The following is a 17,491-nucleotide window of genomic DNA, read 5'->3' as shown; positions in this document are numbered from 1 at the left end:
TTTCACCCTCCCGTCCACTGATGAAATACAGACCAGGAATTCAGCAAAAAATTAAGAATCAATAGCGTGTAGCCCACCAATGCCCACTTTGCCATCACAAGCCCTGAACGCTGATTCAATCTTTTGCTCACTAAAAATACAATATACACGCACAAGGCAATCGCTGTCATCAGCACCTTGGTATCGAGCAAGAGACGCCAGCGTTCCTCGGCAATAATAGAAATAACGGCAACTACAATAGAGACTCCCAGCAAAGGAGTACCAATCAACAGCGCCATATGCGTATACCGATCCATCATTTCCAGACTCGGCAGGCGCCTGATCGTGTCATTCCATTTCTTTACTTTCAATTTACGATGCAAAAACAGATATAACCCCGAAAATACAGCCGCTACCGTCATTGCTACAAAACCAAGATTAGCCAGCGCAATATGAATCAGGAGCAGCCCATGCACTGTATGCCAATTTCCAAGCGGGTTGTCGAGAGGCTTCATCCATATATTGTTGAGCACTAGCACTGCAAAACTAATAATATTAAGCAGCAATACCGCAAATTCGGATCGCTGATAACGTGTCAGAATCAAAGAAATCAGTACCAAAATAACTGAGAACAGAAATAGAAAATCATAGGTCACGAAAATAGGAAGATGCCCTTCATTCCAGGTTCTTATCCCCATATAAGCAAGCTGGAGCACCAGAACGACAACAAGAAGCCCTGTACCTGTCCGTTTAGCATTCGCATTGCGACGAATCCCATCCGAGAATACAAACAGAAGGCTCAGGGCAAAAACATAAATCATTGAATCATATATAAGCATGCCTGAAGCCACGTCTGTTCACCCACCTTTACAGGCTGGCCGGCGCAAACGACGCTGGCAAAGCCTGAGCCTGAACGGTCTTTTCATGAACACCGGCTTCCGGTTTCATTAACGCAGATGCATCGCTTTTATCTACTTTCTGAGCGGCGTCATCCAAACGATCCTCCAGAGCAAAAATGTGGCTAAACATGTCTAGGGCCTCATTTCCCTGCTTTTGGACAGCCAGTTCCTTTACCCGATTGATCGGATCATGCATCATCTGATTCAGCATACTCTTCGTCAAGCGGCTAATCACTTTGCGTTGCCGTTCATCCAGCTCGGGAAGCTTATTGAACAAGCTTTCCAACGTATCCTGATGTACAGACTCCGCTTTTTCCTGTAATGCACGAATCACCGGACGCACTCCCATCGTTTTCAACCATTGATAAAACTCGCTAAGCTCATCTTCGATCATATGCTCGATTTTTGTAGCTTCGGTACGGCGCATTTCCAAATTGCTCTCCACGATCCCTTCCAGATCATCAATATCGTACAGGAAAACATTCTGTAATTCACCAATAGCCGGGTCGAGATCACGCGGAACCGCAATATCAATCATAAACAAAGGACGGGACTGTCGACGTTTCATACTTGCTTCAACCCGAGTCCGATCCAGAATATAACCCTGGGCACCTGTCGAGCTAATAACAATATCCACATCCGCCAACCGATTCATGCCTTCCTCCATCGTAACCGGCGTTCCATGAAACTTGGAGGCAAGGTCTTCCGCACGGGACAAGGTTCGGTTTGCTACAATAACCTCGGCTGCTCCGCCGCTGTACAAATGCTTAACAGTAAGCTCGCTCATTTTACCAGCACCGAGAATCAGTACCTTTTTATCGGTAAACATCCCGAAAATCCGTTTGCCCAGCTCAACTGCTGCATAGCTGACAGATACGGCACTTTCTCCAATAGACGTCTCCGAATGGGCACGCTTGCCCAATGTGACGGCCTGCTTAAACAACATATTAAACCACGTTGCCGTAATTTTCTGGGATTGAGCCTGAAGAAAAGCGTTCTTTACCTGTCCCAAAATTTGTGTTTCTCCGATTACCATAGAATCAAGACCACAAGTCACACGGAACAAATGCCGAATCGCCTGCTCGTCCTCATATATATATAAATGTTGTGTAAATTGATCACGCGGAATGCCAAACCATTGCTCCATAAAACTGCGTATAAAATAACCGCACATGTGAAGGCGGTCCACCACAACATATATTTCAGTCCGATTGCAGGTTGCGACAACTACGCCTTCCAACACACTTTTGGTAAGTTTGAGTTGTTCCAGCGCTTTTGGCAAATCTTGTTCTGCAAATGTAAAACGCTCTCTGACTTCCACAGGCGCCGTACGATAATTCAACCCAACAACGACGATGTGCATTGCAAATTCACCTGCCTAAACTGTAATAAGAATAACCACTGTTATCATAAACTATGTTAATTATATCACAGAAGTCCGAATCTCCTCCGGCTGTTTTATGAATTGTTTATGAAAATTGGATGGCTTTCATGAACATCTAGCACGTTCTGTATGATTTGATTTAGTGTAAACCACTTTTAAAACAAATAACCATGGAAATGTTCCATGGTTATAATATAGGACGCACAAATGGCTCCATAAAGAACGATTTACACTAACTCGGCCAGCTTGCACTCCGGTGATTCCACCTGAAGTTCTCCCAAGCCGCGAATCAGCTTCTTCGCATATGTTTTTTTCGGTTTTAGAACGGATACCAGGTAATCAATAGCCAGCTGCGGATCGACAGTCTCACTGCAAGTATAACAATCAATAGCGGCAAATCCTCTCTCAGGATACGTATGAATAGAGAGATGACTCTCCGACAACAGTACAAGCACGGTAGCTCCCTGTGGTTCGAATTGCTTGGATTGAACGGACATCACCGTTGCTCCGCAAGCTTCAGCTGCTTCAACTAATTGAGCCTCCAAAAACTGCGCATCATTCAGCAATTCAAACTCAACACCCCAAGTATCTACGGCAACGTGTCTTCCGAAAGTTGAGTACTCCAATTCCATCTTTCGGTTCCCCCTTCCTAGGAATAAAATGTTTGAAAAAATTTCATCCGCTAGGACCTACGTCATTCACTTCCCGAGGGAATAACCTCTCGCAACATTCAATGTCCTGAGTGAATCCTGGTTCCTATATTCATTTTCAACGAGATTAAAAATAACATCTATGTGCAGCAAATGCAATCATTTTTTTGGAATAAAAAAGCCCCTTTCGGTAAAGAAAGGGACTACACTGCATAACGATTCATTCCATATATTCATGCCTTATTAAGCTTCCAGTGCAAATAATTTCGAGCAACTCATTCGAAGCTTGTGGTCAATCTGTTCCAACTCCGAGAAAGTACGCGCCAAATTCCGCTGGTCAAGCAACGAATTAATGAGATGATATACATCTGATATTTCATTTTCGACGTTCTGATGCTGAAAAAGCTGTTGCAGTTCCTGTACCGTATTTTTATATTCAAATACCAGCTTAGAGCCTGCGGCATTCTTCTCCATAATTTTACGAACCGTACCTTCATTATAAAAATACACCATAGTGAATCCTTGATACATTCGGTAAACGATGCCTTCACCCTTAAAACGAACAAAAAGTTTGCGTATAAACAGGGTTAGTTGCGGATGAATTAAGCGGCAAGTCAATTCACACACTAATGCTCCCTCTTTGGCTTCAAAAAACAAATGAACTTCCTCACCCGCACTATGCTCCAGAACGATTTCATGTCTTCCGTTATCCAGAACTTTAATGTGATAATGCACCTGGGGATCATCCATTGCCCGCAAAAATTCGTCCATTTGAGTTTCTGACAAGGTCAAAGTGGTTTTAACATACTCTGTGGCTAACCGCTGAGCCATACCAATCTCCTCAATTCTTTCCTGAACCTATAAGTTTAAGCTTTATGCTTTATTATACATCAGACCTACAGTGCTTTTCTTGCACATCAATCATAAATTTCCGCCATACATCGAAAAAAACAGAAAATAATGAGGTTGAGACTGCATTATCCTCCATATACACTCACTTTTCTGCTTAAAGTCCACGAGTTCCTTTAGTTATTATATATTATTCCTACCCTTTTAATAAGTTTATTTTTCCGAAGCCCGAATCATGAAAAAAGGACGCCCTTAAGGACGTCCCTAGCCTTACAATTCCGTCTGCTCTTCGTCGTCATTCTCTATATAGCTGGAGATGACAGACCACAGCTCTTCCTTGCCCATACCTTCTTCGGATGAAAAGGGGATAAACAATCCCCCGGGAAGTATTCCGAGTTCCTGCTTGATTACTTTATAATGCTTTTCTCGTCGCGTTTTAGGGATTTTATCTGCCTTCGTGCCTACAACACATACGGGAAGCCCATTATGACGCAGCCAATCATACATCATGATATCATCCTTGGACGGCGGATGGCGTAAATCTACCATTTGAAGCACCAGTTTGAGTGGCTCACGCTCCAGCAAATAAGACTCAATCATCTGCCCCCAAGCCTTGCGGGACGTTTTGGATACTTTGGCGTAACCGTAACCGGGAAAATCGACAAAATAAAGATCATCATTAATCCGGTAATAATTGAGTTGCTGGGTTTTACCTGGCGTAGAACTGGTACGCGCCAAATTCTTACGGTTAATCAACCGATTAATCAGTGAAGACTTTCCTACATTGGAGCGCCCCGCCAGAGCAATCTCTGGCAAAGCGTCCACAGGAAACTGATCGGGGCCAACCGCACTTATTATAAATTCTGCTTTTGTTACTTTCATTATGTCCTTAATTCCTCTCTAATGTACCCTTGCCTGCTCAACCAAAGCATGCTTTAGCACCTGATCCATATGGGCAACGGGGACAAATTCAACATCCTGCCGGATACTGTCGGGAATATCCTTCAAATCCCGTTCATTATCTTTGGGAAGCAGAATTTTTTTGTAGCCTGCCCGGTGGGCAGCCAGCGACTTCTCTTTCAAACCACCAATCGGCAATACACGACCACGCAGAGTAATTTCGCCCGTCATAGCCACATCTTTGGATACATGACGGTTGGTCAAAGCTGAAATTAATGCGGTAGCAATAGTAATTCCTGCAGATGGGCCATCCTTCGGAATCGCACCCTCAGGAATATGAATGTGGATATCATTTTTCTCATAAAAGTCCAGTTCAATGCCCAGATCAACTGCTTTCGAACGAGTGTAGCTGAATGCCGCCTGTGCAGATTCCTTCATAACGTCTCCCAGTTTACCCGTAAGAATCAGTTTACCGCTACCAGGTACGACCGTCACTTCAATCATCAATGTTTCACCACCGACTTCTGTCCATGCCAAGCCTGTAACCGTACCGATCTGATCCTCCAGTTCTGCAACACCGTAACGGAATTTAGCGATACCTAGATAATCCTTCAGATTATCCGGTGTGATTTGAATCGGGCCTTCGCCACCAGATACAACGGACTTCGCCGCCTTGCGGCACAGAGAAGCCATTTGCTGCTCAAGATTCCGTACACCGGATTCACGGGTATATTCGCGAATGACACGCAGTAGCGTATCCTCCCCGATAACCAGTTGTTCCTCGTCCAAGCCATGCTCTCTCTTCTGCTTGGGCAATAAATACCGATTGGCGATTTCCAGCTTCTCCAGTTCGGTGTAGCCAGGAATATATAATGTCTCCATGCGGTCCATTAGCGGACGCGGGATGTTGTGCGCAGCATTGGCTGTCGTTACAAACATCACATTGGACAGATCAAACGGCAGCTCGACAAAATGGTCACTGAACGTATTGTTTTGTTCAGGATCAAGCACTTCAAGCAATGCCGCCGATGGATCCCCTCGAAAATCGGAAGCCATTTTATCAATCTCATCCAGCAAAAATACCGGATTAGACGTTCCTGCGGTCTTCATCCCTTGAATGATCCGCCCTGGCATCGCGCCAACATAAGTCCGGCGGTGACCACGGATTTCCGCTTCATCCCGCACACCTCCGAGAGAGATGCGAACAAATTCCCGACCCATGGATTTGGCAATCGAACGGGCCAACGAGGTCTTGCCGACCCCTGGCGGACCTACAAGACACAGAATCGGTCCCTTAATGGTCTTCACTAGCTTACGTACAGCCAAATACTCCAATACACGCTCCTTGGGTTTATCCAGTCCGTAGTGGTCGTTATTGAGTACCTCTTCAGCTTTGACGATATCCAGATCATCATCGGTAAACTTGTTCCATGGCAAGCTTAACAACCAATCAACATAATTACGGATGACGCCACCCTCGGCAGAGCTTGCTGGCATTTTTTCCAGACGGTCGATTTCCTTTTCAACCTTCTCCTTCACCGGAACAGGCAACTCCAGTTCACTTAGCTGGTTGCGTAGTTCTTCAACTTCTCCTGCGCGACCTTCCTTCTCACCAAGTTCCTTCTGAATTGCCTTCATTTGTTCACGCAGATAATACTCCTTCTGCGTCTTTTCCATCTGCTTCTTCACACGCTGGTTGATTTTACGTTCCAGCTCCAGTACTTCACGCTCATTGTTCAAAATATCCAGAAGCTTCTCCAGACGCTGAGTAACGTCGATCGTCTCCAGTATATCCTGCTTTTCCTTAATTTTGAGCGTCAGGTGACTTGTGATCACGTCTGCAAGCCGTCCTGGCTCCTCAATATCGGATACCGCAGCGAGAGTCTCTGGTGTTACCTTTTTGGACAAGTTGATATAATGCTCGAACTGAGTTAATACAGTGCGCATAAGCGCATCCGTCTCAGGCTGTACGTTTTCTGCCTCGTGCAGCTCCTTCGCCATTACCTCGTAATATTCTTCATTGTCCGTATATTGAATAATCTCGGCGCGTTCCAGCCCTTCCACCAATACTCGAATGGTTCCATTAGGAAGCTTGAGCATCTGACGTACCTTGGCTACCGTGCCGACTCGAAAGATGTCCTCTTGTGTGGGTTCTTCAATATTTACTTCTGATTGAGAACACAGGAGAATCAAATTGTCTTCAACCATCGCTTTTTCCAAAGCCTTGACCGATTTTTCCCGGCCCACATCGAGATGCAGAACCATGCTCGGGTAGACCAGAAGCCCTCTTAAAGGCAACAAAGGAAAACGACGACCTTTTGTCTTGGTGGGTCCCATCGCTTTCGCACCTCCAGTGATTCTCAGGTTCCGGATTTTACAATCCTCACGTTGCTATCTTTCATATTTTATCAAATGTTTTATGAAAAAACCAATGAAAGGGTGGTTTATCAGCAAGATCCTGTATCTGATATCGTCCCGTTATGCGTTCCATCAGCCTGTAACAAGGAAGATTGGGATGGGCGAAAAGTCTCAATTGGCGCATGTACAGGCAAATCCGACGTCATCTCTTCCCCAAACACATGTCGGAACACTTCTGTAACCGACTGTACGGGGATGACTTTTAGACCCTCAATGCTGTCAAAAAGAGCTTGCCAGTTATCCTGCGGAATGATCACTTTTTTGGCTCCCGCCTGAAAAGCGGCTTCAACTTTGGCTAATACACCACCAATCGGTTTGACACGACCATGGATGCTAACTTCGCCGGTCATAGCAATTTCATGATCCACCGGAATTCCCCGCATCGCGGAAGCAATAGCTGTTGCCATCGCAATTCCTGCGGACGGGCCATCTACCGGCGTACCCCCGGGGAAATTGATATGCAGGTCGTAATTCGACGGAGCCAATCCGAGCGTACGCAAAACGGTCAGAACATTTTCCACAGAACCTTTAGCCATGCTCTTACGGCGCAATGTGCGGGACCCACCTCCGATTTCTTCCTCGTCCACGACCCCCGTAATATTATAGCTTCCCTTCCCCTCAGGAACCGGAACCGCGGTAACTTCAATTTCCAGCAGCATTCCCATGTTTGGGCCATATACAGCTAATCCGTTAACAAATCCGATTTGCGGCAAGCCCGGTATTTTTCGGTCAGGACGCGGCTGAATTTGACTGCTGCCCGCTACCCATTCCACGTCGGAAGCATTGAGACGTTCCCTTTTCTCGGTAAGTGCCAAACCAGCAGCAAGCTGGATCATATTGACCGCCTCCCGACCGTTCGTTGCGTAACGCTGTACAACTTCTACCGCCTCAGGACAAGGACCAAAGCCTAGCTTGTGGACAGCATCCTCAGCAATACGGGCAATCTCCTGTGGCTGCAAGGCACGGAAATAAATTTCCATGCACCGGGAGCGAATCGCAGGTGGCAACTCATGCGGCGAACGGGTCGTCGCACCTACCAAACGAAAATCCGCTGGCAAACCGTTTTGGAATATATCGTGGATATAAGCAGGAGTATGCGAATCTTCCGAGTTGTAATACGCACTTTCCAAAAATACCTTGCGATCCTCCAGCACTTTCAACAGTTTATTCATCTGCGTTGGATGCAGCTCACCAATCTCATCAATGAACAGCATACCCCCATGTGCCTTCGTTACAGCTCCAGGCTTAGGCTGCGGGATACCCGCCACCCCCATCGCTCCTGCCCCTTGATAGATTGGATCATGTACTGAACCTATCAGCGGGTCCGCAATACCGCGCTCGTCAAAGCGGGCCGTCGTGGCATCAATCTCCGTGAATTTGGCATCTCCCTTGAACGGGGATGACAGATTCTTCTTCGCCTCTTCCAACACCACGCGTGCAGCAGCCGTCTTCCCTACACCCGGCGGGCCATAAATAATGACATGCTGCGGATTCGCACTACATAACGCCGCCTTGAGCGCGCGCAATCCGTCCTTCTGACCCACGATATCCTGTAATGTGGCAGGACGTGTGCGTTCAGCCAATGGTTTGGTAAGTGAAATTGAACGCAATTTGCGTAGCTTATCTAATTCCTTCCGGGATTCTCGATCCACCGCACTACGGTTCGTTTTCTGGCTCCGCAGGAGGTTCCAGAAATACAGACCAATAACAATCCCGAAAAACATTTGCACCAATAACAAAATCATAGTCAAGTCCATCGTATTTCCTCCGTTTCTCATCTCAGCAATTTGAAAAATGCCGCTCTATGAAAAACAGTATTTCCTTTTCCGCGATAGCTAAACGGCGGTCTTTCAAAAGATCAGAGAGAAATACAAAAACACCGCGAAGAACAGTTCTGTAGCAGAGCTGCTCTCCACGGCGTATAAATGATGACAATAGATTATGACTATGCCTCTTTATAATAACTGCTTTTGCCTACACCTTCTCGGCGGTATGACGTTCTTCACGTCCAGGGATTTTCCCTGTTTCCTCATATGCCTTGACGATGATATCAATTTCTTTTTTCAATTCCTCGACCATATCAGCCTCAGGTACTTTGCGAATCATTTTTCCATAACGGAACAAAAGGCCTTCCCCGCGCGCTCCGGCAATTCCGATATCAGCTTCCTTCGCTTCACCCGGGCCATTCACTGCACAACCCAGTACTGATACTTTAATCGGTACCTTGAGTTTTGCAATGTAGTCTTCTACCTCGTTAGCAATAGAGAACAGATCAATATCCAGACGTCCGCAAGTCGGACAAGAAATCAGTGTAGCTGCGTTTGTGATCAATCCAAACGTCTTGAGCAACTCACGTGCTACCTTCACTTCTTCCACCGGATCGGCGCTGAGCGAAATACGCATTGTGGAGCCGATGCCTGATGCCAGCAAAGCGCCCATACCTGCCGCGCTTTTAACCGTACCCGTAAAGAGCGTCCCAGCTTCGGTAATACCCAGATGGAGCGGATATTTAATAATTTCAGCTGCCTTCGTGTAAGCGGCAATCGCCATAGGAACATCAGACGCCTTCAATGACACGATAATGTCATGGAAATCAAGCTCTTCCAGTATCCCGATATGATACAGTGCGCTTTCTACCATCGCTTCTGGCGTAGGGTAGCCATACTTATCAAGTAAATGCTGTTCCAACGACCCGGCGTTCACACCAATCCGAATTGGAATCCCTTTTTCCTTACATGCCTTAACGACAGCTTCCACTTTTTCACGTCGTCCAATGTTACCTGGATTAATGCGAACCTTATCAATTCCATTTTCAATTGCCAGTAGAGCCAGCTTGTGATTAAAGTGAATATCTGCAACCAGCGGAATATGAATCCGTTTTTTTATTTCCTTAATGGCTGCGGCAGCTTCCTCATTGTTGACGGTAACCCGCACCAGTTGACATCCGGCTTCTTCCAAGCGAAGAATCTCGGCTACAGTTGCTTCCACATCTGCTGTTTTGGTTGTACACATGCTTTGGATGATGACTTCATTGCTGCCGCCAATCGTCAGATTCCCGACTTTAACGGGACGTGTGTCTTGTCTTAAGAACATGTACTTTTCTCTCCCATTAACGCCAAACCTCCACCCCTTAAAACCTCATACAGGTTTAGTGAAGTGGAGATCCGGCTTCTCATGTTTTAGAGATCGCGAAGTATCAATCCTTAGGCGCTCTCTTCTTGTTTTTTATCCTTATCTGTACCACCGAGTTCCGGTGCGATTTTATCTTTTACAACCTGCTCATTGATGACGCAAGTAGTGATATCATCACGGGAAGGAACCTCATACATCACATCCAGCATAATGCCTTCAATGATCGCACGAAGACCACGGGCACCCGTGTTACGCTTGATGGCTTCACGGGCAATGGCTTCCAGAGCATCTTGCTTAAACTCCAAAGTAACATTATCCAGTTCAAGCATCTTCTGATACTGCTTGACTAACGCATTTTTCGGCTCAGACAAAATACGAACCAATGTGTTCTCATCAAGCGGCTCCAGCGTAGAAATAACCGGCAAACGTCCTACAAACTCCGGAATCAGACCGAATTTCAAAAGATCCTCAGGCAATACCATTGAAGTATATTCGCCTGGTTTCAGATCTTTTTGTTCGCTAGTAGCGTTAAAGCCGATGACCTTTTTACCGATACGGCGTTTAATCATTTGCTCCAAACCATCAAAGGCACCACCGCAAATGAACAGGATATTCGTGGTGTCAATTTGAATGAACTCTTGATGTGGATGCTTGCGACCGCCTTGCGGAGGTACAGAAGCAACCGTGCCTTCCAAAATTTTAAGCAACGCCTGCTGTACACCTTCACCCGATACGTCACGCGTAATGGACGGGTTTTCGGATTTGCGGGCTACTTTATCAATTTCGTCAATGTAGATAATGCCGCGTTCGGCTTTTTCCACATCATAATCGGCAGCTTGAATCAGTTTCAGCAAAATATTTTCAACGTCTTCACCCACATAACCTGCTTCCGTAAGGGAAGTGGCATCTGCGATAGCAAAAGGAACGTTCAAAATTTTAGCCATGGTTTGCGCAAGCAACGTTTTACCCGAACCTGTAGGTCCAAGCATCAAAATGTTACTTTTTTGCAGTTCCACATCATCAATTTTGTTTTGAGTATTAATACGTTTGTAGTGATTATATACCGCTACAGACAACGATTTTTTCGCTTGATCCTGACCAATGACATATTGGTCCAGAATGTCACGGATTTGCATTGGTTTCGGAATGTCTTTCAGATCTACTTCTTCTTCATGACCCAATTCCTCTTCTACAATCTCCGTGCATAACTCAATGCATTCGTCACATATATATACGCCCGGTCCAGCAACAAGCTTGCGAACCTGATCCTGAGATTTACCGCAGAAAGAACATTTCAATTGTCCTTTTTCATCATTAAATTTAAACATAGAGCCACCCCTTTACAGATTAATCGGTTTAGACAGCACCTGGTCAATGATACCGTATGCTTTTGCCTCTTCCGCTTCCATGAAGAAATCCCGGTCAGTATCACGTTCGATTTTTTCGAGGGGCTGACCCGTACGCTCTACATAGATTTGATTCAGCTTAGCACGTGTTTTGATAATCCAGTCCGCATGAATCAGCATATCGGAGGCTTGCCCCTGAATGCCACCGAGCGGCTGATGGATCATGACTTCACTGTTGGTAAGTGCGTATCTCTTGCCTGGTGCACCCGCTGTTAGCAGCAACGACCCCATACTTGCAGCCATGCCTACACAGATCGTCGATACGTCCGGCTTAATGAATTGCATTGTATCATATATACCCATGCCCGCAGTTACAGAACCGCCTGGCGAGTTAATGTACAAATTAATATCCTTCTCTGGATCTTCCGCAGAAAGGAACAATAGCTGTGCAATGACGAGATTGGCGACATCGTCATCAATCGGGCCACTTAGGAAAATAATACGATCCTTAAGCAACCGCGAGTAAATATCGTAAGATCGTTCTCCTCGATTCGTTTGTTCCACAACCATAGGGACGAGACTCATCACGACCAACCTCTTTTCTTTATTAAAATGAACACCTGTATTCATCCGCTTCCTTATGTCCCATTAAAACGGAAGCAGCAAGCATGAAACGTGAACACCTTACAAAATATTTTAACATGTTCAGAGTCTCGTGTCATATTTGCATGCGCTCATATATGCAGTGCGGGCTGTTTAAAGTACACTCTGCCGAGACCTTCTCATATTTAACCATGTTTCGTATGTATGTGCAAATATACGGTAGTGACTTATGTAAAACAAGAAAACACGACTCACAGCACTTTCCATAAACGACTAAAATTTGGGTTACCAAAGGTAAAAATAAGGCACGTAACTTTCACTACGTGCCTTATCCCTATCTAATTGCTACGTTGCAGCTTGTTACAGCATACTCCGTATATTTATCGTCTGAATTATTCAGCAGCTTCAACTGGCGCTTCTACTTCTTTGCTGTTTTCCACCAACAAAGCAATTGTTTTGCGCAGTGAAATTTCTTCTTTCAGGTTAGCGAACGAGCCGTTACCTTCCAGAATGCTGCGGATTTCCTCAACTGAACGTTTGTAAGCTTCAGCCATGTTTTTCAGTTCTTCATCAATTTCCGCTTCGGAAACTTCGATGTTTTCTGCTTTAGCCACTTGCTCCAGCACGAGGTTGTTACGTACGCGCTTCTCAGCATCAGCTTTCATTTGCTCTTCCAGGTCTTCCTTGCTTTGACCAGAGAATCCGAGGAACATTTCAAGGTTCATACCTTGGCTACGCAAACGGTTGTCAAAATCGCGAACCATGTTTTGCACTTCGCTCTTCACCATTGCTTCAGGAATGTCGATTGTTGCATTCTCAGCAACTTTCTCCACTACAGCACCCTCACGGGCTGCTTTAGCTTCGTTTTCCTTACGATCCAACAATTGCTTTTTCAAGTCTTCCTTGAATTCAGCCAGTGTGTCAAATTCGCTTACATCTTTAGCAAATTCATCGTCCAGTTCAGGAAGAACTTTGCGTTTCAGTTCGTGAACTTTCACTTTGAATACCGCTTGTTTGCCAGCGAGGTCAGCAGAATGGTAGTTCTCAGGGAACGTTACTTCAACGTCCTTGGAATCACCAGTGTGCAAACCAACCACTTGCTCTTCAAAACCAGGGATAAATGTGTTAGAGCCCAGTTCCAAAGAATACTTCTCAGCTTGTCCGCCTTCGAACGGCACACCGTCCACGGAACCGTCGAAGTCAATAATAGCTGTATCACCGGATTGAGCAGCATCTTCATCAACGACAACCAATTCAGCATGACGTTGTTGCAGGCGCTCCAGTTCTTGAGCCAATTCTTCGTCGCTTACTTCGAGTTTGCTTACAGGCACTTCTACGCCTTTGTAATCGCCCAAAGTTACTTCAGGTTTAACAGTAACCTTCGCTTTGAACTTGAAAGATTCGCCTTTAGCAAATTGATCAATTTCAACGTCAGGGCTGTCAACCGGGAAGATGTCCGTTTGCTCTACAGCTTGGCTGTAAGCTTCTGGCAACAGGATGTCAATTGCATCCTGGTACAGACTTTCAATACCATAGCGTTTTTCAAAAATAGGACGTGGTACTTTACCTTTACGGAATCCTGGTACACTTACTTGTTTTGCCACTTTATTAAAAGCTTTGTCGAGTGCAGCGGCTACACGATCCGCGTCAACCTCAACTTCAAGAACCCCAAGGTTCTTCTCTATTTTCTCCCAAGTTGCTTTCATTTTATGCTTTCCCCTCCAACAAAATCTTCACTTAGTTTTCATTACAATCAACGCACACAAAATAACCACTATAGTATATCTAACATTACTGTCTTTTTCAAGAGCAGCCCTTTGAATGCTTCACAGGTAAACGTTTCCGGTCATTAAGGAGTGTTCATTCCCGCCGCTACGAATAGTCGCATCGAGCGATACGCCTGCTCAAAACGGAAACGCAACGCATCTGTAATGCCATATATAGCACGGGTTTCTTCCTCATTATTATTTCCGTTCAAACTTTCCGAAACTGTCTGGTGGAGTGCTGCAGCCCAAATATCCGGCATTCCGTCCTCTTCCACCAACATTGATCTATAATCTTTCGTACCGTATACTGCCATCACAAACTGTGACCACAGCTCCTGTGCAAAATAGAATAGTGTAGGCTCGTGCACCTCAGTCTGATCGGCCACCCGTTCCAAAATACGCATAATCGACTCTGGAAAATCACCTGGCTGTAACGGAACCGTTTCAATGTCGATTTCCGCTTGTTCATCACCCCGTCTGATTTCTATCGTCCCTTCCGTTCCGCGTCGTCGCATGGTCTGTAGAACACGGAATTGAAGTAAAGGATGGATTTCCCGTTCCGTAATCCAGCGAAGCAAGGCATCGTCGATTTCTGGGAGTTCCAGATAGGACAACTGCTCCAATGCTAAAATCGTCTGTTCGGATAAGGGTTCATCCATAGCCATCCGCAACAGCTTGTTGCCGTAGCCTGCATCCTGCTCCTGCTTAAAGCGTGCATGACGGCGAGCTAACTCTACTTCACTGACTTCTTCTTCCACAGCGTCCGTTACCGCCCCACTGTCAGCGTACTGTGGAAATGCAGCTTCCAGCCATTGTAATAGAGCGTTCCATTCATCGTACTGCTTCTGCTCCTGTCCCTGACACTGCATTAAAAAACGCAGCATCGCCATCGCCTCTCCGTAACGTTCGTTTTCAAGCATCACAGTAAGTTGAATTTGATAATAGTCCAGTGTCTTCGGAAACAATACAATATTATTTTCTTTTGTCGTCACCTTGGAGTCCTTTATTCAAGGCACCCCCTCTCCTTCGCAAGCTCAAGTATTTGTAGATTATATGAGAAACAGTAGCCGAAGTCCAACCACTCGTCTTACACATATTCACCTGTATTCTAACATACCCTTTTATAAGGCAAAAAAAACTACGTCTACTCAGAATTTATGCTGTATTAAGCTTAAATAAGCGATATATGCAAAATAAGACTTGAATTTCTTTTATCCATATGATATATTAATATTCGCTTGAATTTTATGTCCCAGTAGCTCAGCTGGATAGAGCAACGGCCTTCTAAGCCGTCGGTCGGGGGTTCGAATCCCTCCTGGGACGTCATAACAAGTAGCTTCCATAATGGAGGCTTTTTTTGTTCTCATGAGATAAACCACGGGGGAACGTCGGGCCATCGGCATCGTTAGCCTATACTTCGCAGTCGACCATAGGAGAGTTCTCTCCTGATATATTACACCAAAAAAAGCTTCCGCAAGGGAGCTTTTTTTCATTATAAATAATGTAGAAAGAGTAGTCTGCCCAACGCTACTTTAGGCGCTAGTTTCAAGTCTCTACTCTTTCAAAAAAACGCAGAAATTGCTATCATCTATCATGTTGCACCATTTTTAAGTAAAGGAGGTAGACTGACTCCCTTGACTACGAATAACCTCCAAAAGTCGCGGGAAATTCATCGTTTTCTTGCCACTTTGCTTTCTATATTAGGTACTGGATTGGGTATGTTTTATCTCGCCATTCCTTCCTATATGATTGGAGGAGCGGCTCTTATCATCACACAGGGAATTCTGATCTATTTTACAATGTTTTCACTCGGATACCTGCTTATTATCTCGGGACCGTTGGCCATTTTTTTTCACATTTTAGGCATTGTTTTTACAGTACGATCTTTTCAAATTCCACACCATGCGGAGAGAGCACCGACAGGTGTATCCTTGCCATCCAAATGGCGCGCTTTACTCAGTCTCGCTTTGGGAGCTACACTTCTACTTCTTGCAGTCACAATGAAATACGTAGATATTATCGAGCCTTTTACACAAACAGGTGAAAATAAACGCAACGTAGCCGCAGAATCAGAGCAATATCTGGAGCAGAAATATGGAGAGGACTTTCAAATTCAAAATATTAGCTATCATAGTATTCCCTCTACTGAATATACCATGGAGGTGATCTCTAATCGTCATCCTTCCGTACTCTTTAACATGACTAAGCGTCCTTATGAGGATGTCCCATTTAGAGAAAATTATCTTAACGCCCTTTGGGAGAGTCAACTGGACATGAAGCTCAAACCCGTTATACAAAAGCTATACGATGATTCAGCCGCTGTTCATTCTGGAGTGCAAGAAGGGAACACGGATAAAATGATCAAAGAATACGACGATTTTAAACTGAATCCCAAAGCGGTCGGCGATCAGTATATTCGTATAATTGTATTCGAGGATCTAACTGACTCAGGATTGCCATTGGAAAAAGAACGAGTATTACAAACCGCGAAAGTTCTCAAGACAGTGTTGGCCGGAAATAAAGCCTCATTAGATATCGAATACTTCCCTTCGACTATGAATACCAAACGAAACCTTAAGGCAATAGAAATAAACGATTATATGTTTGGTCAGGACCATTTTGATGAAAAGACCTATGAAGTCCAGATAGAAGACATTTATAAACTTATGTCAACAAAGGATATACAAATCACATCGCTTGACCGCGTGAATTAGCAAGGAGATTAATCAAATGAAATTAATATCTTGGAATGTAAATGGCTTAAGAGCCTGTGTGACCAAAGGGTTTTATACTTATCTAAAAGAAACAAATGCCGATATTTTTTGCGTACAGGAAACGAAGCTTCAAGAAGGTCAAATCCTCATGGAGAACATGGAGGAATACACACAATACTGGAATTATGCTGAGAAAAAAGGATATTCCGGCACGGCTATTTTCACCAAAATCAAGCCGCTCTCTGTGCATTATGGACTTGAAGAAAATGAAGAACCGGAGGGCCGAACCATTACTCTGGAATTCGAAAAATTTTATCTCGTCAATGTGTACACACCAAATACCAAACGGGACTTATCCCGACTGCCCTACAGACTGGAATGGGAAGACCGTTTTCGCAGCTACCTGCACCAACTGGATGCTTTGAAGCCTGTCGTCGTTTGTGGAGACTTGAACGTAGCTCATCAGGAGATTGACCTCAAAAATGCCAAAGCTAACTACGGAAATGCCGGATTTACGCCTGAGGAACGGGAACGCATGTCACAGCTGCTAGACGCCGGATTTATAGATACCTTTAGATACTTTTATCCTGACCGGACGGATGTTTATTCCTGGTGGTCCTACATGCCAAAGGTGAGAGAAAGGAATATCGGCTGGCGGATTGATTACTTCCTCGTCTCGGAGAGACTTCGTCCGCTATTGATGGATGCGAGCATTGATTGTCATATTACAGGCAGTGACCACTGTCCTGTGATATTGGAATTGCAAGATATTTCAGCATAGGCCCCTGCCTGGCACAAGGATTTATGAAGTCTTAAAAAGCCGTCATGCTCTGTTATTGCAGCATGACGGC

General features: G+C 45.0%; 14 protein-coding genes and 1 tRNA gene. 3 read left to right on the top strand and 12 right to left on the bottom strand.

The window, feature by feature from the left end:
• Nucleotides 1-2: 2 nt before the first annotated feature.
• From ccsA to MHB54_RS19540, 12 genes are all read right to left on the bottom strand, one after another.
• Nucleotides 3-830 (bottom strand): cytochrome c biogenesis protein CcsA, encoded by an 828-nt coding sequence (gene ccsA, locus MHB54_RS19595; protein ID WP_264454644.1) that lies wholly within the window; start codon nt 828-830, stop codon nt 3-5.
• A gap of 16 nt (nt 831-846) precedes the next feature.
• The gene (gene hemA, locus MHB54_RS19590; protein WP_013311616.1) at nt 847-2,241 is read right to left on the bottom strand and encodes a glutamyl-tRNA reductase; all 1,395 of its coding nucleotides are present in this window, start codon (nt 2,239-2,241) and stop codon (nt 847-849) included.
• Nucleotides 2,242-2,489: 248 nt separating this feature from the next.
• Nucleotides 2,490-2,888 carry an adenosylmethionine decarboxylase gene (gene speD, locus MHB54_RS19585; RefSeq protein WP_264454808.1) on the bottom strand — a complete coding sequence of 133 codons (399 nt, stop codon included), beginning with the start codon at nt 2,886-2,888 and terminating at the stop codon, nt 2,490-2,492.
• A 267-nt stretch (nt 2,889-3,155) separates the two neighbouring features.
• On the bottom strand, nt 3,156-3,743 hold the full coding sequence (locus tag MHB54_RS19580; RefSeq protein WP_264454643.1) for a non-ribosomal peptide synthetase module: 588 nt from the start codon (nt 3,741-3,743) through the stop codon (nt 3,156-3,158).
• Nucleotides 3,744-4,031: 288 nt separating this feature from the next.
• Entirely contained in the window at nt 4,032-4,643 is a 612-nt protein-coding gene (yihA, locus tag MHB54_RS19575) for a ribosome biogenesis GTP-binding protein YihA/YsxC (protein WP_013311619.1), read from the bottom strand.
• A gap of 18 nt (nt 4,644-4,661) precedes the next feature.
• Nucleotides 4,662-6,998, bottom strand: a complete 2,337-nt coding sequence (gene lon / locus MHB54_RS19570) for an endopeptidase La (RefSeq protein WP_023989969.1) — start codon at nt 6,996-6,998, stop codon at nt 4,662-4,664.
• Between the two features lie 110 nt (nt 6,999-7,108).
• On the bottom strand, nt 7,109-8,836 hold the full coding sequence (gene lonB / locus MHB54_RS19565; protein ID WP_023989970.1) for an ATP-dependent protease LonB: 1,728 nt from the start codon (nt 8,834-8,836) through the stop codon (nt 7,109-7,111).
• Nucleotides 8,837-9,053: 217 nt separating this feature from the next.
• Entirely contained in the window at nt 9,054-10,172 is a 1,119-nt protein-coding gene (gene ispG, locus MHB54_RS19560; RefSeq protein ID WP_023989971.1) for a flavodoxin-dependent (E)-4-hydroxy-3-methylbut-2-enyl-diphosphate synthase, read from the bottom strand.
• 110 nt (nt 10,173-10,282) lie between these two features.
• The gene (gene clpX, locus MHB54_RS19555; RefSeq protein ID WP_023989972.1) at nt 10,283-11,539 is read right to left on the bottom strand and encodes an ATP-dependent protease ATP-binding subunit ClpX; all 1,257 of its coding nucleotides are present in this window, start codon (nt 11,537-11,539) and stop codon (nt 10,283-10,285) included.
• A gap of 12 nt (nt 11,540-11,551) precedes the next feature.
• A complete protein-coding gene (clpP, locus tag MHB54_RS19550; protein ID WP_016324659.1) occupies nt 11,552-12,142 on the bottom strand; it encodes an ATP-dependent Clp endopeptidase proteolytic subunit ClpP in 591 nt (196 codons plus the stop codon).
• 410 nt (nt 12,143-12,552) lie between these two features.
• A complete protein-coding gene (gene tig, locus MHB54_RS19545) occupies nt 12,553-13,866 on the bottom strand; it encodes a trigger factor (protein WP_028541569.1) in 1,314 nt (437 codons plus the stop codon).
• 143 nt (nt 13,867-14,009) lie between these two features.
• Complete coding sequence (locus tag MHB54_RS19540) at nt 14,010-14,918, bottom strand: hypothetical protein (protein WP_023989974.1); 909 nt, start codon at nt 14,916-14,918, stop codon at nt 14,010-14,012.
• Nucleotides 14,919-15,175: 257 nt separating this feature from the next.
• Between MHB54_RS19540 and MHB54_RS19535 the strand changes: the two genes are divergently transcribed.
• The 3 genes from MHB54_RS19535 to MHB54_RS19525 all read left to right on the top strand — a co-directional run bounded on the left by MHB54_RS19535 (nt 15,176) and on the right by MHB54_RS19525 (nt 17,421).
• Nucleotides 15,176-15,249 (top strand) — tRNA-Arg (locus MHB54_RS19535).
• Nucleotides 15,250-15,560: 311 nt separating this feature from the next.
• Nucleotides 15,561-16,640, top strand: coding sequence for a hypothetical protein (locus MHB54_RS19530; RefSeq protein ID WP_069079907.1), 1,080 nt, complete (start codon nt 15,561-15,563; stop codon nt 16,638-16,640).
• A 16-nt stretch (nt 16,641-16,656) separates the two neighbouring features.
• Complete coding sequence (locus MHB54_RS19525) at nt 16,657-17,421, top strand: exodeoxyribonuclease III (protein ID WP_071558350.1); 765 nt, start codon at nt 16,657-16,659, stop codon at nt 17,419-17,421.
• The last annotated feature ends 70 nt before the right edge of the window (nt 17,422-17,491 follow it).

The organism is Paenibacillus sp. FSL M7-0802, assembly GCF_038004945.1.
GTDB lineage: Bacteria > Bacillota > Bacilli > Paenibacillales > Paenibacillaceae > Paenibacillus > Paenibacillus polymyxa_B.
The sequence above is the reverse complement of the archived record's forward strand: the minus strand, read 5'-3'. Positions and strand labels throughout refer to the sequence as shown.